Genomic DNA, 18,670 nt, shown 5'->3' with positions numbered 1-18,670 from the left:
AGGGTTTCATGCATCGTTCGGCACCTAAAAAAGACATCAACGAGGATGATCTGAAAGTCAGCGAACCTGCCCATGCCGCCGCGGGCCTCAAAGCGGTCATGGTCTCCATGGAGCGCGGCTTCAGCCAGGCCGGAGCATCGCGCACCCTGCGCTCGATGCTGCGGGTGAACCAGCATGGCGGCTTCGACTGCCCGGGCTGCGCCTGGCCCGAATCCATCACCGAACGCCGCAAGCCGGCCGAATTCTGCGAAAACGGCGCCAAGGCCATCGCCGAAGAAGCCAGCGCCCGCACCGTCACCCCCGAATGGTTTGCCCAGCACTCCATCGAGGACCTGCGCGACAAGACCGAATACTGGCTGGGCTCCCAGGGCCGGATCACCACCCCGATGATCATCCACGAGGGCGAGAGCCACTACCAGCCGATCAGCTGGGCGCAGGCCTTTTCCACCATCGCGGAGCACGTGAACGCCACCACCTCCGATCGCTGCGTGTTCTACACCTCCGGGCGCACCGCCAACGAGACCGCGTTCATGTACCAGCTGCTCGCCCGTTCGCTGGGCACCAATAACCTTCCGGACTGCTCGAACATGTGCCACGAATCCTCGGGCACCGCACTGAATCCGACGATCGGCATCGGCAAGGGCACCGTCTCGCTGGAGGACTTCGAGCACACCGAGCTGATTTTTGTGGTTGGCCAGAACCCGGGCACCAACCACCCGCGCATGCTCTCCGCGCTGGCCGACGCGCGCAAGCGCGGGGCCCGCGTGGTCGCGATCAACCCGCTGCCCGAAGCCGGCTTCTTCGGCTTCAAGGATCCGCAGACCGTGGGCGGCATGCTGGGCAAGGCCGAGCCGGTGGCCAGCGACTTCCTGCAGATCAAGGTCGGCGGGGATCTGGCCCTGTTCCAGGCCTTCGGCCACCTGCTGCTCGAAGAGGAGAAGAAGAACCCGGGCAGCGTGGTGGACCACGAGTTCATCGCCCAGGTGACCGACGGATTCGACGCCTACCGCGCAGCGCGTGCCACCGTGGACTGGGAAGCCACCGAAGAGGCCACGGGCCTGAGTCGCGAGCAGATCACCGAGATCGCGCAGCTGCTGATCAAGTCCAAGGCCACCATCATCTGCTGGGCGCTGGGGTTGACCCAGCAGCCGCACTCGGTGCCGACGCTGAAGGAAATCATCAACCTGCTGCTGATGCAGGGCAACTTCGGCAAGCCCGGCGCCGGCGCCTGCCCGGTGCGCGGCCACTCCAACGTCCAGGGTGATCGCACCATGGGCATCTGGGAGAAGCCCACCGAGAAGCTGCTGGCCTCGATCGACGCCGAATTCGGCATCAGCTCCCCGCGCGCCCACGGCTACGACTCCACCGAAACCCTGCACGCCTTCGAAAAGGACGAGGTAGACGTGTTCGTCTCCATGGGCGGCAACTTCGCGCTGGCCAACTCGGACACCGAAGCGCTGGAAGCGGGCATGCAGCGGGCCAAGCTGACCGTGCACATCTCCACCAAGCCCAACCGCTCGCATGTGGTGCACGGCAAGACCTCGCTGATCCTGCCCACCCTGGGCCGCACCGACAAGGACGACAAGCACCCGGGCGGGGCGCAGTTCCTCTCGGTGGAGGACTCCATGTCGGTCATCAAGTCCACCCGCGGACGGCTCACCCCGGTCTCCGAGCACCTGCTGGCCGAACCGGTGATCGTCGCCCGCATGGCCCAGGCGATCCTGGGCGAGGACCACCCGGTCAACTGGCGCGCCATGGCCGAGGACTACGACGTGATCCGCGACCACATCGAGAAGGTGCTGCCCGGCTTCGAGAACTTCAACGCCCGGGTGCGCGAAAAGAACGGCTTCGTGCTGCCCAACCCGCCGCGCGACACCCGCTCCTTCGCCACCGACATCGGCAAGGGCCGGTTCACCGTCTCGGACTTCGAGGCGCTGAAAGCCCCCGAGGGACACCTGATCCTGCAGACCATGCGCAGCCACGACCAGTACAACACCACCTTCTACGGGCTCGATGACCGCTATCGCGGCATCAAGGACGGCCGCCGGGTCATCCTGGTCAACCCGGAAGACCTGGAGCAGACCGGGTTCAAGGACCGCGACCTGGTCGACGTGATCTCCACCTTCGCCGGCACCGAGCGCCGCGCCAACCGCTTCCGGCTGGTCTCCTACCCGACGGCCAAGGGCTGCGTGGCGGCCTACTACCCGGAGGCGAACGCGCTGGTGCACCGCGATCTGGTGGCCCGCGAATCGAACACCCCGGGCTTCAAGGCCATGATGGTGCGCTTCGTGGAGCACACCCAGCAGCCCGGGCGCACGCTGGATAGCTGATCTATCGGGCTCATGCGGGAGAATTGAGGGCGGGGCGCATCCCGGCAACGCGGGATGCGCCAATTTGCAGTCCACCGCAGAGGATTTTCCCCATGAGCACCAGACCCGAAGACGAACGCCTGAGCCCCGGCCGCACCGTGGCCTACGGCTTCCAGCACGTGCTGACCATGTACGGCGGAATCATCGCCCCGCCGCTGGTCATGGGCGGGGCGGCCGGCATGGACACCGCGCAGATGGGCGTGCTGGTGGCCTGCTGCCTGTTCATCGGCGGCCTGGCCACGATCCTGCAGACCCTGGGCATCCCGTTCTTCGGCGCCCAGCTGCCGCTGGTGCAGGGCACGTCCTTCTCCGGGGTGGCCACCATGATCGCCATCCTCAATGGCGGCGGGGGGATGCCCGCGGTTTTTGGCGCGGTGCTCGCCTCGGGCGCGATCGGCATCCTGATCGCCCCGTTCTTCGCCAAGCTGCTGCGCTTCTTCCCGCCGGTGGTCACCGGCGTGGTCATCACCATCATCGGCGTCTCGCTCTTCCCGGTCACCGCGGATTGGGCCATGGGCGGGTCGGCCGCCGGCGATAGCTACGGGTCGATGAAAAACATCGCCCTGGCCGCGATCACCCTGCTGATCCTGCTGGCCTTGTCCAAGTCCGGGGTGGCCGCCTTCTCGCGCCTCTCGATCCTGCTCTCCATCGCCCTGGGCACCCTGGTGGCCGTTCTCATGGGCATGGCCGACTTCTCGCAGGCGCTCGCCGGCGAGATCTTCGCGGTGCCGGCGCCCTTCGCCTTTGGCGCACCGGTCTTCGAAGTCAGCGCCATCATCTCGATGATGATCGTCATCCTGGTGACCTACACCGAGACCACCGCCGACATGCTCGCGGTCGCCGAAATCACCGGCTCCAAGGTGGATTCGCGCCGCATCGCCAACGGCCTGCGCGCCGACATGCTCTCCTCGGCGGTCGGCCCGATCTTCAATACCTTCACCCAGTCGGCCTTCGCGCAGAATGTCGGCCTGGTCGCGATCACCGGGGTGAAAAGCCGCTTTGTGGTCGCTGCCGGTGGCGGCATCCTCGTGGTCCTGGGCCTGCTGCCGGTGCTTGGCCGCGTCATCGCCTCGATCCCGCAGCCGGTGCTCGGCGGCGCCGGCGTGGTGCTCTTCGGCTCGGTCGCCGCTGCCGGCATCCGCACCCTGGCCAAGGCCAAGGAGGACAACATGAACATGCTGATCATCGCGACCTCGCTGGCCTTTGGCTGCATCCCGATGGTCAAGCCCGACTTCTATGCCGCCTTCCCCGCCTGGGTGGGCACGATTTTCCAATCGAGCATTTCCTCGGCGACGATCATGGCCGTGCTGCTGAACATCATCTTCAACGAGCTGAACTGGGGCAAGAAGGAAACCTCGCAGCGTTCCGTCTACAAGCACCAGCTTGAGGGGCTGGCCGACGGCGATCACCTCGTGGGCGGCAAGCTCTACGACCAGCAGGGACTGGAAGTGCAAATCATCGCCGAGCAGCCCGGCCAGGCCGGCGATCGGCCGATGCCCCAGGGCTAGATTCACGCTGGGCCCGTTCGAGCACCACGACCTCGTGCGCGCCCATTCCACCCCGGGCCTATCCGCCCTGAACCTGAAATACCATCGCTGACTGGTAACTTTACCGTGTTCTAAAAGTTATCCACCCGCAACCAAACAATCGAAGACATGTTCGATTAACCGGCGTAAAATAAGAACATGTCCGAAACCACGATCCCCCCAGCGCAAACCCCCAACCCCGAAAACCACGACGGATTCACCGCCGTGGTCAAAGGACTGGAAACGAGCCTGGCATACATCGAGGAACACGGAACCGCCGAGGAATGCCTCACCAGCATCGCCCGCCTGGAACGCGCCATCTCCTCCCTGCGCTACCACCAGGCAGCCCTCGCCCACCAAACCGAAATCAACGTCGTCCACCAGAACGCCACCCGCGGCAACCTCAAGCAGCTGAACCGCGGCACCGCCGCCACCATAGCCCTCGCCCGCAAAACAGACCCCCACGGCTACCGCGAATACCTCGAAAACTGCCGCATCCTCTTCAACAACACCCCGCACCTGGCCGCCGCCTACAGCCGCGGCGAATTCACCGAAGCCCAAATGCGCGCCATCCTCACCCCGCTGCGCATCCTCAAAGCCGAACGCCGCACCGAATTCGATCAGCTGTACGCCAAGAACCCCCGACTGTTCGCCAACCAGGGCACCAGGAAAATCAGCGACACCGTCAAGGACTTCACCTACGCCTACGCCTCGGACGACCAGTGCAAAGAACAAAAAAGCGCCGAAGAGCAACGCCGCATCAAATTCACCGCGCACCCGGACACCGGCATGATGAGCATCCACGCCGAACTGCCCATCATCGCCGGCCTGGCCCTGAAAAACGACATCAAGGCAAAATCCACAAGCCTCAAAGCCCACGGCGACCCGCGCACCCGCGCGCAAATCGAAGCCGACTACCTCTCCAGCTTCTGCACCAGCCCGGACGCAACAGTGCCCGTGAACATGAACGTCGCACTGGTCATGACCGACAAGACCCTCTTCCTCGGCGACCGGCAGCCAGCCTACCTCGACGGCTACGGAGTCATCGCCCCGCAATACGCGCGCGAACTGGTCGCCGGCAAGGAAATCCTGAACAACATGACCCTCGCGGAAATGGCCACCACCCGGCCCCCGGCCTTCATCGACACCCTGGAAGCGACCATCGAGCTGATCCGCCTCTATACCGCCCCCGGGGACCGGGAGCTGATCGCGATGGACTCCACCGCACGGATCTTCCCGGAGAAAATGAAGAAGTTCATCAGAACCCGCGACCGGCGCTGCCGCACCCCCTTCTGCGACGGGATGATCGAGGAAATCGACCACGTCACCCAGGCCTGCCTGGGCGGGCACACCTGCGTGGTCAACGCCGATGGAAGGTGCAAGTTCTGCAACCAGGCCAAGGAAACCCCCGGATGGCAGGAAATTGTCATCTCCCGGGGGCCGCACCGGATGAAGATCGCTACCGGAATGGGGCCGACGTATCATTCCACCGCGCCGCCGGCGACAGGTTTTGCGCATCAGCCCTACCCGCAGTGCATGAGCGAAGCTGACTGGGTGCGTTCCTTCGAGGACTGGCTGAACCGGCCGCCGGACACCGGGAGCAGTCCGCCGGATATCGAGGATATCCCTGCCTGATCGGGGCTACCTGCCCGCACGGGGAGTAGAACGTGAGCTGGAGACAGCAATCGCCCCAGTCCACATGAACTGGGGCGAGTTGTGCCTGGCGGTGAATGCTACTTGTTGTTCTTGTCGCCAGTCATGGTAATTGGCTGAACTCCAGAATTCGGGAAACATCCAATCGGGCTCTGGTTTGATTCCGCCACAATGTCCAAGCACTTGGATGTCAACGTTTCCGGGGTCAGGGAACGTTCCAGGATCTTGTTGGCTTCTGCTTCTGCGGTGCTGGTCTGCTTGCGCTGTTCAGCCACGCGCGTCTTGGCCGCTTCGGCTTGAAGCTCATTGATGCGGTTCTGCGTCGGCTCATCAAAGTTGATGATTGGCAGCGTGACAGAACGGATTTCGATCTGGGTCTTCACCTTGCCCTGCATCTTTTCCTGCACTGCCTTGGCCAGCCCCTCAAGATCCTGGCCGCCCTTCGACGGCTCGGTGTAGGCCAAAGGGTCATAGGTAGCCATGACTTCATTCAACGTGGCTCGGAAATTTCGATCCACCAGGTTCGACTGGATGCCCTCAAAGGTTCGGTAGTCCAGGAACACGTCCATGGCATCGTCGGTCTTCAGCTGCCACTGGATCGAAGCATCAACATTGGCACGGCCGTTGTTTCCCAGGCGAACGGGAATGCCGCTGTCGCCGGAATAGACGTCGTTCTGCACGGAGCCATCCAGCTTCTCGACCTTTTCCCACGGCCACTTCAGGTGGAAGCCGTTGCTCACCACGGATGTAGGCTTTCCCAGCGCGACCTTCACGCCAACGGTGCGAGGCTGGACGATGGTGGTGGACATGATGCCAAGAACGACCAGCGAGACGGCAAAAACGCCAATGCCGGTGGCACGCGTTGCGGAACGGTTCTTGTTCTCAGGTTTCATCGTTTTGCCGGCCAGCATGACGACCAGGCCGATGAGCGCGCAGAACAGCGCAAAAATGGTGGGAAACATGATCTCCTCGATGTTGTGATGACAGTGAATATTCTATCGAATGGATCATAAAGAATTTGGTTGAAACGCCGATTGGGCAGCAACGCCTCGTCTTCCATGCGTGAAATGGAGGTGACGCACTACACTCGAAACCATGCAACAACGAGAACTTGGACGTACGCAACGCAATGTTTCTGTCATCGGCTTGGGAACCTGGCAACTTGGCGCCGACTGGGGGTCGGTAGAAGAGTCCGATGCCTTGGCCGTGCTCGATGCAGCCTATGAATCGGGCGTGAACTTCTTCGATACCGCCGACGTGTATGGAGATGGCCGCAGCGAACAACTGATCGGCACATGGCTGAAGAATAATCCCGATGCCGACATCACCGTAGCCACCAAAATGGGGCGCCGCGTCGACCAGCTGCCGGAAAACTACAATCTCGACGCATTCCGCGCATGGAATGACCGGTCGCGCGCCAATCTCGGGGTGGATACGCTGGACCTGGTTCAGCTGCATTGCCCGCCAACCCCGGTGTACACCACCGAGGCCACCTACGATGCGCTGGATGCCATGGTGGATGAAGGACGCATGGCAAATTACGGCGTCTCGGTGGAAACCGCAGAGGAAGCCTTGGCCGCCATTGCCCGGCCAAATATTGCCACCGTGCAGATCATCATCAATGCCTTCCGGCACAAGCCGCTGGAACTCGTTCTTCCGGCAGCGCGCAAGGCGGGCGTCGGAATCATCGCGCGCGTCCCGCTGGCCAGCGGCCTGCTGGCCAACCGCTACACCCTGCAAACCGAGTTCGCGAAGGACGATCACCGCAATTACAACCGCGACGGCTCAGCGTTCGACGTGGGGGAGACCTTCTCCGGAGTCGACTACGCAACCGGAGTCCAAGCCGCCGGGCAGTTTGCGCAGTTGGCCTCCGCAGAAGCTCCCGGGGCCACCAGCGCGCAGGTAGCGCTGGCTTGGCTGGCTGCGCAAGAGGGAATCAGCACCATCATTCCCGGCGCGCGCAACCCGGAACAGGCGCGAGCCAACGCGGCGGCCGGGTCGCTGGAGATCAGCGAGGGCTTCAAGAAGTCAGTACGCGATCTCTACGATTCCTCGCTGCGCGCACAAATCCACCCGCGCTGGTAGCAGCGCGGGTGGATCAGGCCGATTAGTGCTGCGGCGCTCCGACCGGGATGCTGGCACCTAGTGCCACCGGCTCGGCGGGGCGCCGCTGGCCGCGTTCGGACACGTACTCCAGGGCAGTATCCGGTTCGGCAGTGTTCACGAAGGAGCGGAAGCGCTTGAGCTTGACCGGGTCGGCCAAGGTGGCAGCCCATTCGTCCTCGTAGTTGGCCACGTGGGATTCCATGGCTGCTTCCAGCGCTTCGGCCAGGCCCAGCGAATCCTCCACGACCACCTGCTTGGCATGATCCAGGCCGCCCTCCAGATCCTGCAGCCAGTGCGCGGTGCGCTGCAGCTTGTCCGCGGTGCGGATGTAGTACATCAGGTAGCGGTCGATGTACTTGAACAGCGTCTCATCATCCAGTCCGCCAGCCAGCAGCTGGGCATGGGCCGGGTTGGCGCCGCCGTTGCCGCCGACATAGAGGTTCCAGCCTTCGGAGGTGGCGATCACGCCAATGTCCTTGGCGCGGGCCTCGGCGCATTCGCGGGCACACCCCGAAACGCCCATCTTCAGCTTGTGCGGTGCACGCAGGCCGCGGTAGCGCAGCTCCATCTCGATGCCCAGGGCGGTGGAATCGAGCATGCCGTAACGGCACCACGAGGAACCGACGCAGGTTTTCACATTGCGCAGCGACTTGCCGTAGGCCTGGCCCGATTCGAAGCCGGCGTCCACCAGTTCACGCCAGATATCCGGCAGCTGCTCCAGCCGCGCGCCGAACATGTCGATGCGCAGGCCACCGGTGAGCTTGGTGTACAGGCCGTACTTCTGGGCGACGGTGGCGATCACGCCGAGCTTCTCCGGGGTGATTTCACCACCTGGAATACGCGGAACCACCGAGTAGGTGCCGTCCTTCTGCATATTGGCCAGCACGCGGTCGTTGGTGTCCTGGGCTCCGGCCAAACCGGCATCCATCGGGTGGACCGCGGTCTGCGAGGAGAGGATGTTGGCGATCACCGGCTTGCAGATATCGCAGCCCGATCCGGTGCCAAAACGCTCCATGACCTCGCTGTAGGTGTGCAGGTCGGCCACTTGGATGGCTTCATAGAGCTCGGGGCGGGAGAAGGAGATGTGCTCGCACAGGGCGGTGGAAACTTCGGCCCCGTCCTTTTTCATCTGGGATTCCATCAGCTTCTTGAGCATCGGCACGCAGGAACCGCACTGGGTTCCGGCGCGGGTGCAGCCCTTGAGGCCCGAAACCGTGGTGACCGGGTCCTTGCCCTCGCAGCTGCCGCACCCCGAAACGGCATCGCGGATGGCGCCGGCGGAGACGTTGTTGCATGAGCACAGCACCGCGTCATCGGGCAATTCGCTCTCTGGAGCTTCGCCGCCCAGCGCGCTGAGGTAGGCGCCGGGTTCGCCGGGAAGCTCGCGTCCGAGCATCGGGCGCAGCGACTGATACGGGGTGGCGTCGCCGACAAAGATGCCGCCGAGCAGGGTCTTCGCATCGGCGGAGACCACCAGCTTCTGGTACAGGCCGCGGGGCGCATCGGCGTAGACCACTTCCAGGGCGCCGTCGGTGCGGGCAAAGGCATCACCGAAGCTGGCCACATCCACCCCGGAGAGCTTGAGCTTGGTGGCGGTATCGAAACCGGCGAATTCAGCCTCTCCGCCGGCAAGCTGTTCGGCGACGATCTCGGCCATGGAGTTCGCCGGGGCGACCAGGCCAATGCACAGGCCCTCGAAGTTCGCGACCTCGCCCACGGCCCAGATGTGCTCGATGTCGGTGGCGCACTTCGCGTTGATGACCACGCCGCCGCGCGGGCCCATGGAGAAGCGGTCAGCCTGGCTGCCCGAGTCTTCCAGGGCCTGGTTGTAGTTGCGGATCAGCTCATCGCGCGGGCGCACGCCGATGGAAACCACGACCATGTCGGCCTCGATCACCCGGTCGTCGGCCATCAGCACGCCGGTGACGGTGGAGCCCTCGGCGAGGACTTCCTTGGGGAAAACTCCGCCGTGCACGGTGAAGCCGGTCTGCTCGATCAACCGGCCCATGGCCTGGCCTGCTCCCTCGTCCAGCTGGGTGCCCATCAGCCATTTTCCGCCGTCGATCACGACTGCCTGCGCGCCCAGCGCCTGGGCGCCGGCGGCGGCTTCCAGGCCGAGCAGGCCGCCACCGATGGTGGCAACTACCGGGGTGCGGCCCAGGGTGGTCTTCAGTTCCTCGACCTTCTCGGCGATGGACCAGACATCTTCCAGGGTGCGGTAGACGAAGGTGTGCTCGTTGCCCGGGATGGGCAGCGTGGCGGCGTTGGAACCGGTGGCCAGGACCAGTTCGTCGTAGCCGAAGCTGCGTCCATCGGCGGTCGCGACGGTGCGCTGTTCGCTGTTGATGGCTACGGCCTTGGCGCCGGTTTCCAGGGTGACGTGCTCGGCTTCCCAGAGCGTTGCATCGCCCAGGGTCAGGTCCACGTCGCGATCGGTCAATGCCTTGGACAGGGCCACGCGATCGTAGGGCAGGTGGGCTTCTTCGGTCAGTACCGTGATGTGAAGGTTCTGCGGTGCGCGGCTGGCCAGCGATTCGGTGAATCGGTGTGCTGCGGGACCGCCGCCAATTACCAGGACGCGGCGTTCGGTGTGTGTAGTACCCATGATCAGATTCGACTTTCGCTGGGAAACGGGGAGTTTCAGGCTGTTGACACCACTGTAGGAAGCCGTTTTTGCCGTGCAATTTCCCTTGTGTTTCGGCCGACGTAAATCTCTTCCCCAGCCCCGCAGCGGGCAGTTAAAGCTGCGAAACATGGTGGACTTATTGCCCGCGGAAAGCTGGATCCCGCGCGGGTGCGGGGGCGGAAAATTGCCGGAAATTCCGGTGCAAATGCGGGCTCACGCTCCCTTGATCTGCTGTTAGCCAGGGTTTACCGCCTAGCAATCGCCCACGGCCTTGGGCGAAACACGCGGATCCTAAGCTCGGTATATCAGCGAACACCAACCACCAAAGGAACCTGTTCATGAGCACGCAATTTGCCGAAGAGACCCTCGAAGAAACCCTGAGTTTTGCGCCGGTATGCCGTAGCGAAGAACTTGAGCCAGGCTGGGGCGAAGCCCTGCTGCTCGAAGGCGCCCAGCTGGCGCTGTTCCGCACCGACGCCGACACCTTTTATGCCACCTCGCACCACTGCCCAACCAGCAGCGCCAAGGTGATGGCCCGCGGCATCCTGGGCGACACCGTGGTGGAGGGCCAAGCGGTGGCCACCGTGGCCTGCCCGCTGCACAAGGAGGTCTACCGGCTGGATACCGGTGCCTGCCTGAACGCCGATTCGCCGGCGCTGCCAGTGCACAAGATGATGGAAGTTGAAGGCCAGCTGTGGATGGAGCAGATCAAATGAGCAGCGCAGAAAACAGCGCCAATATGGAGCGCAGCAGCAAAGCGGAGCAGGGCATCAAGGTAGAACACAGCGCCTGGCAGGGCTGGTTCGAAGTCCACGATCAGGGCGGGATGCTTGCAGCCTGAGACCAGCACCAAGCAACTGCATCACCAGCAACTGAATCACATGAAACAACGCAGGGACGAGATATCTCGTCCCTGCGTTGCTTAGTGCCTAGGCCAGTGCGGGAGCCTTGTTCAGCAGTTCCTCGATCTTGGACTTGCAGCCACCGCAGCCGGTGCCGGCGCGGCAGGATTCGCCGACCTGCGCCACGGTGGTGCAGCCTTCGGCCACCGAATGCGCGACCTGGCCGTAGGTGGCGCCGGAACAGCGGCACAGTTGATCGTCATCGCTGGGGATCGCCGAGTTGGGATCCACGGCGGGATCGTCCAGGCGCAAGAGCGTGGAACGATCCTGCGGCAACGCGCTGCCGCGCTCGTAGGCGAGGACCAGCTCCGCGCTGGTTTGCGGCAGGCCGATGGACAGGAAACCGGTGACCGCGCCATCGAGGGTGACCACTTTCAGGTAGCGGCCGGCGGAGGGGTCGGCAAAAACGGTGGCCTGCAGTTCCGGGTTGTCCCAGAAGCCGGCGCTGATATCGCCGGCGGCGGCCACCTCGATCCCTTGGCCCTTGAGCATCAGCACATCGGAGGCGGAAAAATCGGGGGCCGGGATCTCGGCCTCGGAGGTCAAGTGCTGGGCCAGCCAGCTGGCCTGGGCCCAGCCCGGGGCGAGCAGGCCGACCGGGGGCGCTCCGTCCACTTCGGCGCAATCGCCCAGGGCGTAGATGCGCTGTTCGGTATCTGCGCACAGGTAGCTATTGGTTTGGATGCCGCGGCCCACGGCCAGCCCGCAGCCTTCGGCCAATTCGGTGCGGGCGCGCACGCCGGTGGAAATCAGCAGTGCGCCACCGGGAATCTCGCCGTGGGTTGAGGTGGCCAGGGCGGTGAAGCCGTGCTCGTCCTTGACGACGCCGGTGGCCTTGACCTCGGAGATCACCTCAACACCGGCCTGGAGAAGGCAGCGGGTGAGCAGCGCGCCGCCGTCGGAATCCACCACGCGGCCCAGCGGAGCAGGGCCGTGGTGCACAAGCGTGGGGTGGCCGCCAGCAGCGGCAATGGCCAGGGCCGCTTCGATGCCCAGGATGCCGCCACCGAGGATCAGGATCCGCCGGCCATCGGCCAGCGACTGCTGCAATTGCTGGGCGTCATCCACCGTGCGCAGGGCAAAAACGCGTTCGGGCAGCGCGGTGTCGGAGTGCGGATCGAAGTTCAGGCCGTTCAGGCTCGGGATCATGGCGCGGGCGCCGGTGGCAAAAACCAGCCGGTCGTAGGGCACCGCTTCCTTGCCGCGAATCAGCACCCGGCGCCGGGCGCGGTCCACTCCGGTGGCCTGCGCGCCAAGCACGAGCCGGACCCCGGCGTCGGCGAGCCGCTGTTCGTCGACCATGAGCAGGTGCTCGAACTGCGCGGCGCCGATGGCCAGCTCGGCCAGCAGCACGCGGTTGTAGGCCAGGTGCTCCTCGGCGCTGATCACGGTCAGCTGGCAGCGGCCGGCGGCCACCGCGGGCAGCAGGCCCTCGACCAGCGAGGCGGCTACCGGGCCGAATCCGATGATGGCAATCTGTTCGGGATGCTTCAATTTTCCCCCTTGATCGGGTTCAGGCTCACCTGGGCATGCTTGAATTCGGGCATCGAGCTGACCGGGTCCACCCGCGGGTCGGTCAGCAGGTTGGCGGTGCCGGTGCCCGGGAAGTGGAAGGGCAGGAAGACGGTGTCCAGGCGCATGTCGCTGCTCAGCTTGGCGCGGGCGATCGTGGTGCCGCGCTGGTTGGAAACCTCGACCCGCTGGCCGTCGCTGATCTGGTGGGCTAGCGCGGTGCTCGGGTGGATTTCCAGTGCCGCTTCCGGGGCGGAAGCGGCCAGCTCATCCACCCGGCGGGTCTGCGCGCCGGACTGGTAGTGCTCCAGCAACCGGCCGGTGACCAGCGAAATCTGATGGGCCGGCAGGGTGGCTGGTGCGTGGACGGCAACGATTTTCGCCTTGCCGTCGGGGTGGGCGAAGTTTTCGAGGAAGAGCCGCGGGGTGCCATTGCGGGTCCCGGGCTCGGTGCTGATCGCGCTGCCTTCGGGGCAGGGCCAGTAGATGGCGGCGCCCTGGTCAACGTCCTGCCAGTTCACCCCGGAGTAGTCGGCGATCCCGCCGGCCGAGGCGCGCTTGAGCTCCTCGAAGACCTCGGCGGCGTCGGGGGAGAAGGTGCCCGGGGCATCGAGCCGATCGGCCAGCTGGGAGAGGATCCACAATTCGCTTTTGGCCTGGCCGGGTGCTGCCATCGCGGCGCGCCGGCGCAGGATCCGGCCCTCCAGATTGGTCATGGTCCCTTCCTCCTCGGCCCACTGCAAGACCGGGAGAACCAGGTCCGCTTCGGCGGCGGTTTCGGAGAGGAAAAAATCGCAGACCACCAGGAAGTCCAGGCGGCGCAGCGCGCTGAAAATCCGGGTGGCATCCGGCGCGGAAATCACCGGATTGGCGCCGTGGACCATGAGCATGCGCGGCCCGCCCTCGGTGCCCAGGGCGTTGAGCAGCTCCACGGCGGGGATGCCGGGGCCGGGAATGATGCCAGGATCCACGCCCCAGGCTTTGGCGACGTGCGCGCGGTGTGCGGGGTCGGCGATCTTGCGGTAGCCGGGCAGCTGGTCGCATTTTTGGCCGTGCTCGCGCCCGCCCTGGCCATTGCCCTGGCCGGTGATGGTGCCATAGCCGCCGGCCAGGGTGCCGGGCAGGCCCAGAAGCAGGGCGAGGTTGATGGCGGCGGTGACGGTATCGGTGCCGTTGGCGTGCTGTTCGATGCCGCGACCGGTGAGGATGTAGACCGGGTGGCCGCCGTTTTTCGCAGCGCGGGCCGCGGCGGCCAGCGCGCGGGCGGTGCGGCGGATCGCCTCGGCGGGCACGCCGGTGACTTTGGCGGTGCGCTCTGGCCACCAGGCGGCCACCGAGGAACGCAGCGCTTCAAGGCCGGTGGTGCGCGCCTTCAGGTAGCCGGTGTCTGCCAGGGATTCTGCGAGCACCACATGGGCCAGCCCCAGCAGCAGCTGCAGATCGGTGGCTGGGGTGGGCTGCAGGTGCCAGCCGGCCCCCTCGGCGCTGAGCTTGGCGGTGGCCGAGCGGCGCGGGTCAACCACGATCAGCCCGCCGCGTTCCCGCACGGTTTCCAGGTGCCGGACAAAGGGCGGCATGGTGTCGGCGACGTTGGAGCCGAGCATCAGGATCATCGAGGCGGTATCCAGGTCGGCCAGCGGGAAGGGCAGGCCGCGATCCAGCCCGAAGGCCCTGTTGCTGCCGGCCGCTGCCGAGGACATGCAAAAACGCCCGTTGTAGTCGATCCGCGAGGTGCCCAGGGCCAGCCGGGCGAACTTGCCCAGCTGGTAGGCCTTTTCGTTGGTCAGCGAGCCGGAGCCGAACATCGCGACCGCATCGGCCCCGGACTCGGCGCGGATGCTGCGGGCCTTCTCGGCCACCAGATCCAGCGCGTCATCCCAGCTGGCCGGGGCAAAACTGCCGTCGGCCTGGCGCAGCATCGGGGTGTCCAGGCGCTGCGGGTGCTCGAGCAGCTTGGCGGCGCTGAAGCCCTTGCGGCATAGGGCCCCGCCGTTGGTTTCGAAGTCCCGGCCGCTCAGGGTGGTTCCCGAGTCGGCCGGTTCCAGGGTGATGCCGCACTGCAGGGCACAGTAGGGACAGTGGGTGGCGGTCATTCTAGACTCCATGCTGGGCGAATCGGGTCCCGGAGCGTGCGTAGTTGTACCAGGTCATCAGCATCAGCGCGAGGTAGGCGCCGATGAACACGATGAAGGCCGGGGTGTAGGAGCCCGCGCCGGACATGGACAAGCCCAACGCCTGCGGGATCAGGAAGCCGCCGTAGGCGCCGATCGCGGAGATCAGCCCCAGGGCCGCGGCGGACTTGCGTGATGCTTCGGCCCCCTGCGAGCCCACGCCCAGGGCGAAGACCGCCGGGATCATGCGGTAGGTGGAGCCATTGCCGATGCCGGTGGCCGCGAACAGCAGCAGGAACAGCAGCAGGAAGAGCCAGAAGTTGGCCAGCGGCAGGGTCAGGACCACCAGTGCGGTGATCAGCGCCATGGTGGCCAGGGCGAGCACGGTGATTCTTGCGCCGCCGTGGCGGTCGGCCATCTTGCCGCCGTAGGGGCGGGAGAGCGAGCCGACCAGGGGGCCGAGGAAGGCCAGCGTGATGGTGGCGGTGCCCAGCGGCAGGTGGGAGAAGGCGGGGAAGGTGTCAACGATCAGCTTGGGGAAGACCGCGGCGAATCCGATGAAGGAGCCGAAGGTTCCCACGTACAGGCAGGCGATGATCCACAGGTGCTTTTCGCGCAGGCAGGCGATCGCCCCGCGGACATCGGACTTGGCCGAGGACAGGTTGTGCATGTAGCGCCATGCGCCCCAGGCCGAAACGAGGATCAACGGGATCCAGATGATCCCGGCCAGTGGCAGCTGCAGGGCGCCGGCGGCGAAAATCGTGATGGCGATCGGAACCAGCAGCTGGGCCACCGCGGCGCCGAGGTTTCCGCCGGCAGCGTTCAGCCCCAGGGCCCAGCCCTTGCGGGAGGCCGGGTAGAAGTGGGTGATGTTGGCCATCGAGGATGCGAAGTTGCCGCCGCCAAATCCGGTCAAGGCCGCGAGCAGCAGCATCACGCCGAAGGGGGTGCTGGTGTTGGACAGCGCCAGCGAGAGGCCGGCGGCCGGGATGAGCAGCAGCAGGGCCGAGACGATGGTCCAGTTGCGTCCGCCGAAGCGGGCGACCATGAAGGTGTAGGGGATGCGCAGGGTGGCACCGACCAGGCTGGGCATGGAGATCAGCCAGAAGAGCTGGGAGGTGCTGTAGCTGAAGCCAGCGGCCGGGAGGTAGACGACCACGATGGCAAAAAGCTGCCAGACGCTGAAGCCGAGGAATTCGGCGAAGATCGACCATTTGAGGTTGCGCCCGGCGGTGTCTTGCCCGACGCTGTTCCAGAACTTCGGGTCCTCGGGGGTCCAGTTGTTGATCCAGCGTCCGGGGCTGATATCCAGGGAGGATGCGGTGTCGGTGCGCAGTTGCGCTGCTGGGTCTACTTGTGAGCTCACGGCATTTGTTCCCTTCGCAGATGACTGATGCTTAGAGCATGGCAAAGCGGTATTTCGCGAAGGTGCAGTGGTTGTTGCACCGAAGGGAATTTAAACTCACGGGCGCCGTTTCGAGGCCGATAGAGGTTTGTAATCCGTTGGAAACCGGGAAAAGACCGCATATTCATCATGCGAAAAAACAATCTCAAAAATATATTGCGTGGTCTGGATCACGCTGATAATCTCATACGTGTCTATGGCGGGCACCCATCAAAGGGTCGCTATCTACCGGGCGTGCAACTGATCAATTCAGCAGCCGAGTACGGCCGGGTCATGGCGGGCAACCGGATGATGCGCCGTGCTTGTCTAAAGCATGAGGAGACGCGCGATGAGCGTTAATACCACTGGCCAAGACTATCTTTCGATGGCCATCGAGATTGCCACCCAGAATGTCCACAACGCCGGAGGCCCCTTTGGCGCCATCGTCGTCACCCCGGATGGACAGGTCTTCGAGGGGGTCAACCGGGTCACCGCAAGCAACGACCCCTCGGCCCACGCCGAAGTCGTCGCCATCCGCACCGCCGCCGCGGCCTTGGAAAACTTCGATCTGTCCGGCTGCGTGCTCTACACCAGCTGCGAACCGTGCCCCATGTGCCTGGCCACTTCGCTCTGGGCCCGCATCTCCAAGGTCTGCTACGCCGCCGACCGCCACGATGCCGCCAAGGCGGGATTCGATGACGCAGTGTTCTACGAATACTTCGAAGCGGATTCCGACCGGGCACTGATGCCGGTGCAGCACTTCGACAACGACGCGGTCGAACACCTCAAGCCCTTTGAGGCCTGGGACGCCCTGGAAACCCGTACCGACTACTAGGCGCCGGCCATGACAACGCTCAGCGAACAGCACGACGTTGCCAACTCCGCTCCTTCACCGGGCGGAGCAAGGAAACTGCTGGACTCCCTGTTCAGCATCAGCCAGCGCGGGTCCACCCTGGGCCGCGAAGTGCGCGGCGGACTGGTCACCTTCTTCACAATGGCCTATATCGTCATCCTGAACCCGCTGATCATCGGCGGCTTCGGCACCGGCGCGGCACCGGTTGACGTGGCCGGCCAGTGGCTGCCCGCCGCCCAGGTCGGGGCGATGACCTCGCTGACCGCGGCGGTGATGACCATCCTCTTCGGCCTCATCGCCAACCTTCCCTTTGCCCTGGCCGCAGGACTGGGAATGAACTCCTTCCTGGCCGTCTCGGTGGTCCAGGAAGTCACCTGGCCCGAGGCCATGGGCCTGGTGGTGATCAACGGCGTGCTGATCGTGCTCTTTGGCATGAGCGGCATCCGCACCGCCATCTTCCGCGCCATCCCGAAGGACCTGAAAGCCGCCATCACGGTGGGCATTGGCCTGTTCATCACCTTCATCGGCTTTGTGGACTCCGGCTTTGTGACCCGCACCCCGGCCGGCCCGCCGGTGCAGCTGGGGGAGAGCGGATCGATCGTTTCGATACCGACCATGATCTTCGTGGTGGGCTTGCTGATCATGGGCGCGCTGGTGGCCCGCGGGGTCCAAGGCGGGATCCTCATCGGCATTGTCGCCTCCACGGTGCTGGCGGCGATCGCCGAGCAGGTGTTCAAGATCGGGCCGGGCAGCGAGTCGAACCCGCACGGCTGGCACCTGAACATGCCGGTGCTGCAGGGACAGATCGTGTCGCTGCCGGATTTGTCGCTGGCCGGGGATTTCGACCTGTTCGGATCGTTCAGCAGGATCGGGGTGCTGGCGGCCACCATGCTGGTCTTCACCCTGGTCTTCACGAACTTCTTCGACGCCATGGGCACCATGACCGGGCTGGCCAAAAATGCCGGGCTGGCCAGCAAGGACGGAACCTTCCCGCGGCTGAAGGCGGCCTTCGTGATCGAGGGCCTGGGCGCGGTGGCCGGCGGGGCCGGATCCAGCTCCTCCAACACCGTCTACGTGGATTCGGCGGCCGGCATTGGCGAAGGAGCGCGCACCGGGCTGGCCTCGGTCATCACCGGCCTGCTGTTCCTGGGCTCGATGTTCTTCACGCCGCTGACCTCGGTGGTGCCGATGGAAGTGGCCGCGGCGGCCCTGGTCCTGGTGGGCACCATGATGTGCTCGCAGATCCGCGAGATCAATTTCAAGCGGTTCTCCTCGGCCATGCCCGCGTTCCTCACCCTGATCACCATGCCGTTGACCTATTCGATCGCCAACGGCATCGGCGCGGGCTTCATCGCCTGGGTTGTGGTCAATACCGCGGCCGGACGCCACAAGAAGGTGCATCCGCTGATGTGGATCGTCGCCCTCGGCTTCCTGGTCTACTTCGCCAGGGGACCGCTGACGCTCCTGCTGGGTTGATGTGATCGGGGTTATATTTGAGTTCCACACGGGTTTGAAGGAGAAACTTCCCATGGCTGAAAGCATCGCCTGGTCCAGGGGCCAGATCGCGCACGGACACTAGGCGCGGTCTGCCCCGCACAGTATCCCAATCATTCATGGTGCACCCGGAC

General features: G+C 64.8%; 13 protein-coding genes. 8 read left to right on the top strand and 5 right to left on the bottom strand.

Annotated features, from left to right (window positions below):
- Positions 1–8 precede the first annotated feature (8 nt).
- From AOZ07_RS15080 to AOZ07_RS15070, 3 genes are all read left to right on the top strand, one after another.
- Positions 9–2,330, top strand: a complete 2,322-nt coding sequence (locus AOZ07_RS15080) for an FdhF/YdeP family oxidoreductase (protein WP_060702730.1) — start codon at positions 9–11, stop codon at positions 2,328–2,330.
- Between the two features lie 92 nt (positions 2,331–2,422).
- The gene (locus tag AOZ07_RS15075; protein WP_060702729.1) at positions 2,423–3,877 is read left to right on the top strand and encodes a nucleobase:cation symporter-2 family protein; all 1,455 of its coding nucleotides are present in this window, start codon (positions 2,423–2,425) and stop codon (positions 3,875–3,877) included.
- A 177-nt stretch (positions 3,878–4,054) separates the two neighbouring features.
- Complete coding sequence (locus AOZ07_RS15070) at positions 4,055–5,530, top strand: DUF222 domain-containing protein (protein WP_060702728.1); 1,476 nt, start codon at positions 4,055–4,057, stop codon at positions 5,528–5,530.
- Positions 5,531–5,628: 98 nt separating this feature from the next.
- Here the strand turns inward: AOZ07_RS15070 and AOZ07_RS15065 are convergent, their stop codons facing one another.
- Positions 5,629–6,510 carry an SPFH domain-containing protein gene (locus tag AOZ07_RS15065; RefSeq protein ID WP_060702727.1) on the bottom strand — a complete coding sequence of 294 codons (882 nt, stop codon included), beginning with the start codon at positions 6,508–6,510 and terminating at the stop codon, positions 5,629–5,631.
- Positions 6,511–6,643: 133 nt separating this feature from the next.
- Here AOZ07_RS15065 and AOZ07_RS15060 point away from each other — a divergent pair, with 133 nt between their 5' ends.
- The gene (locus tag AOZ07_RS15060) at positions 6,644–7,633 is read left to right on the top strand and encodes an aldo/keto reductase (protein WP_060702726.1); all 990 of its coding nucleotides are present in this window, start codon (positions 6,644–6,646) and stop codon (positions 7,631–7,633) included.
- A 22-nt stretch (positions 7,634–7,655) separates the two neighbouring features.
- Here the strand turns inward: AOZ07_RS15060 and nirB are convergent, their stop codons facing one another.
- The gene (gene nirB, locus AOZ07_RS15055) at positions 7,656–10,259 is read right to left on the bottom strand and encodes a nitrite reductase large subunit NirB (protein WP_060702725.1); all 2,604 of its coding nucleotides are present in this window, start codon (positions 10,257–10,259) and stop codon (positions 7,656–7,658) included.
- Between the two features lie 359 nt (positions 10,260–10,618).
- Between nirB and nirD the strand changes: the two genes are divergently transcribed.
- Positions 10,619–10,996, top strand: a complete 378-nt coding sequence (gene nirD / locus AOZ07_RS15050; RefSeq protein ID WP_060702724.1) for a nitrite reductase small subunit NirD — start codon at positions 10,619–10,621, stop codon at positions 10,994–10,996.
- On the top strand, positions 10,993–11,121 hold the full coding sequence (locus AOZ07_RS19165) for a hypothetical protein (RefSeq protein WP_257720412.1): 129 nt from the start codon (positions 10,993–10,995) through the stop codon (positions 11,119–11,121). Before nirD ends, AOZ07_RS19165 begins: the two co-directional genes overlap by 4 nt.
- A gap of 88 nt (positions 11,122–11,209) precedes the next feature.
- Here AOZ07_RS19165 and AOZ07_RS15045 read toward each other — a convergent pair whose 3' ends face one another.
- Genes AOZ07_RS15045 through AOZ07_RS15035 form a run of 3 tightly spaced genes read right to left on the bottom strand, consistent with a single transcriptional unit; the run spans position 11,210 to position 16,171 of the window.
- Positions 11,210–12,676, bottom strand: a complete 1,467-nt coding sequence (locus AOZ07_RS15045) for an FAD-dependent oxidoreductase (protein WP_060702723.1) — start codon at positions 12,674–12,676, stop codon at positions 11,210–11,212.
- A complete protein-coding gene (locus tag AOZ07_RS15040) occupies positions 12,673–14,787 on the bottom strand; it encodes a molybdopterin oxidoreductase family protein (protein ID WP_084793290.1) in 2,115 nt (704 codons plus the stop codon). The genes AOZ07_RS15045 and AOZ07_RS15040 overlap by 4 nt, the downstream gene beginning before the upstream one ends.
- Position 14,788: 1 nt before the next feature.
- Positions 14,789–16,171, bottom strand: coding sequence for an MFS transporter (locus AOZ07_RS15035; RefSeq protein WP_060702721.1), 1,383 nt, complete (start codon positions 16,169–16,171; stop codon positions 14,789–14,791).
- Positions 16,172–16,538: 367 nt separating this feature from the next.
- Between AOZ07_RS15035 and AOZ07_RS15030 the strand changes: the two genes are divergently transcribed.
- Both AOZ07_RS15030 and AOZ07_RS15025 read left to right on the top strand, forming a co-directional pair.
- On the top strand, positions 16,539–17,024 hold the full coding sequence (locus AOZ07_RS15030) for a nucleoside deaminase (protein WP_060702720.1): 486 nt from the start codon (positions 16,539–16,541) through the stop codon (positions 17,022–17,024).
- Positions 17,025–17,033: 9 nt separating this feature from the next.
- On the top strand, positions 17,034–18,518 hold the full coding sequence (locus tag AOZ07_RS15025; protein WP_060702719.1) for an NCS2 family permease: 1,485 nt from the start codon (positions 17,034–17,036) through the stop codon (positions 18,516–18,518).
- Positions 18,519–18,670 lie beyond the last annotated feature (152 nt).

The sequence above is a fragment of the Glutamicibacter halophytocola genome (assembly GCF_001302565.1).
Lineage (GTDB): Bacteria > Actinomycetota > Actinomycetes > Actinomycetales > Micrococcaceae > Glutamicibacter > Glutamicibacter halophytocola.
Note: the sequence above shows the minus strand (reverse complement) of the source record. Positions and strands in the feature narration are given on the sequence as shown.

What these genes read in the sequence shown, in the direction of transcription:
- AOZ07_RS15080 (WP_060702730.1), top strand. Translation starts at nt 9, where the DNA reads ATGCATCGTTCGGCACCTAAAAAAGACATCAACGAGGATGATCTGAAA.
- AOZ07_RS15075 (WP_060702729.1), top strand. Translation starts at nt 2,423, where the DNA reads ATGAGCACCAGACCCGAAGACGAACGCCTGAGCCCCGGCCGCACCGTG.
- AOZ07_RS15070 (WP_060702728.1), top strand. Translation starts at nt 4,055, where the DNA reads ATGTCCGAAACCACGATCCCCCCAGCGCAAACCCCCAACCCCGAAAAC.
- AOZ07_RS15065 (WP_060702727.1), bottom strand. Translation starts at nt 6,510, where the DNA reads ATGTTTCCCACCATTTTTGCGCTGTTCTGCGCGCTCATCGGCCTGGTC.
- AOZ07_RS15060 (WP_060702726.1), top strand. Translation starts at nt 6,644, where the DNA reads ATGCAACAACGAGAACTTGGACGTACGCAACGCAATGTTTCTGTCATC.
- nirB (WP_060702725.1), bottom strand. Translation starts at nt 10,259, where the DNA reads ATGGGTACTACACACACCGAACGCCGCGTCCTGGTAATTGGCGGCGGT.
- nirD (WP_060702724.1), top strand. Translation starts at nt 10,619, where the DNA reads ATGAGCACGCAATTTGCCGAAGAGACCCTCGAAGAAACCCTGAGTTTT.
- AOZ07_RS19165 (WP_257720412.1), top strand. Translation starts at nt 10,993, where the DNA reads ATGAGCAGCGCAGAAAACAGCGCCAATATGGAGCGCAGCAGCAAAGCG.
- AOZ07_RS15040 (WP_084793290.1), bottom strand. Translation starts at nt 14,787, where the DNA reads ATGACCGCCACCCACTGTCCCTACTGTGCCCTGCAGTGCGGCATCACC.
- AOZ07_RS15030 (WP_060702720.1), top strand. Translation starts at nt 16,539, where the DNA reads ATGAGCGTTAATACCACTGGCCAAGACTATCTTTCGATGGCCATCGAG.
- AOZ07_RS15025 (WP_060702719.1), top strand. Translation starts at nt 17,034, where the DNA reads ATGACAACGCTCAGCGAACAGCACGACGTTGCCAACTCCGCTCCTTCA.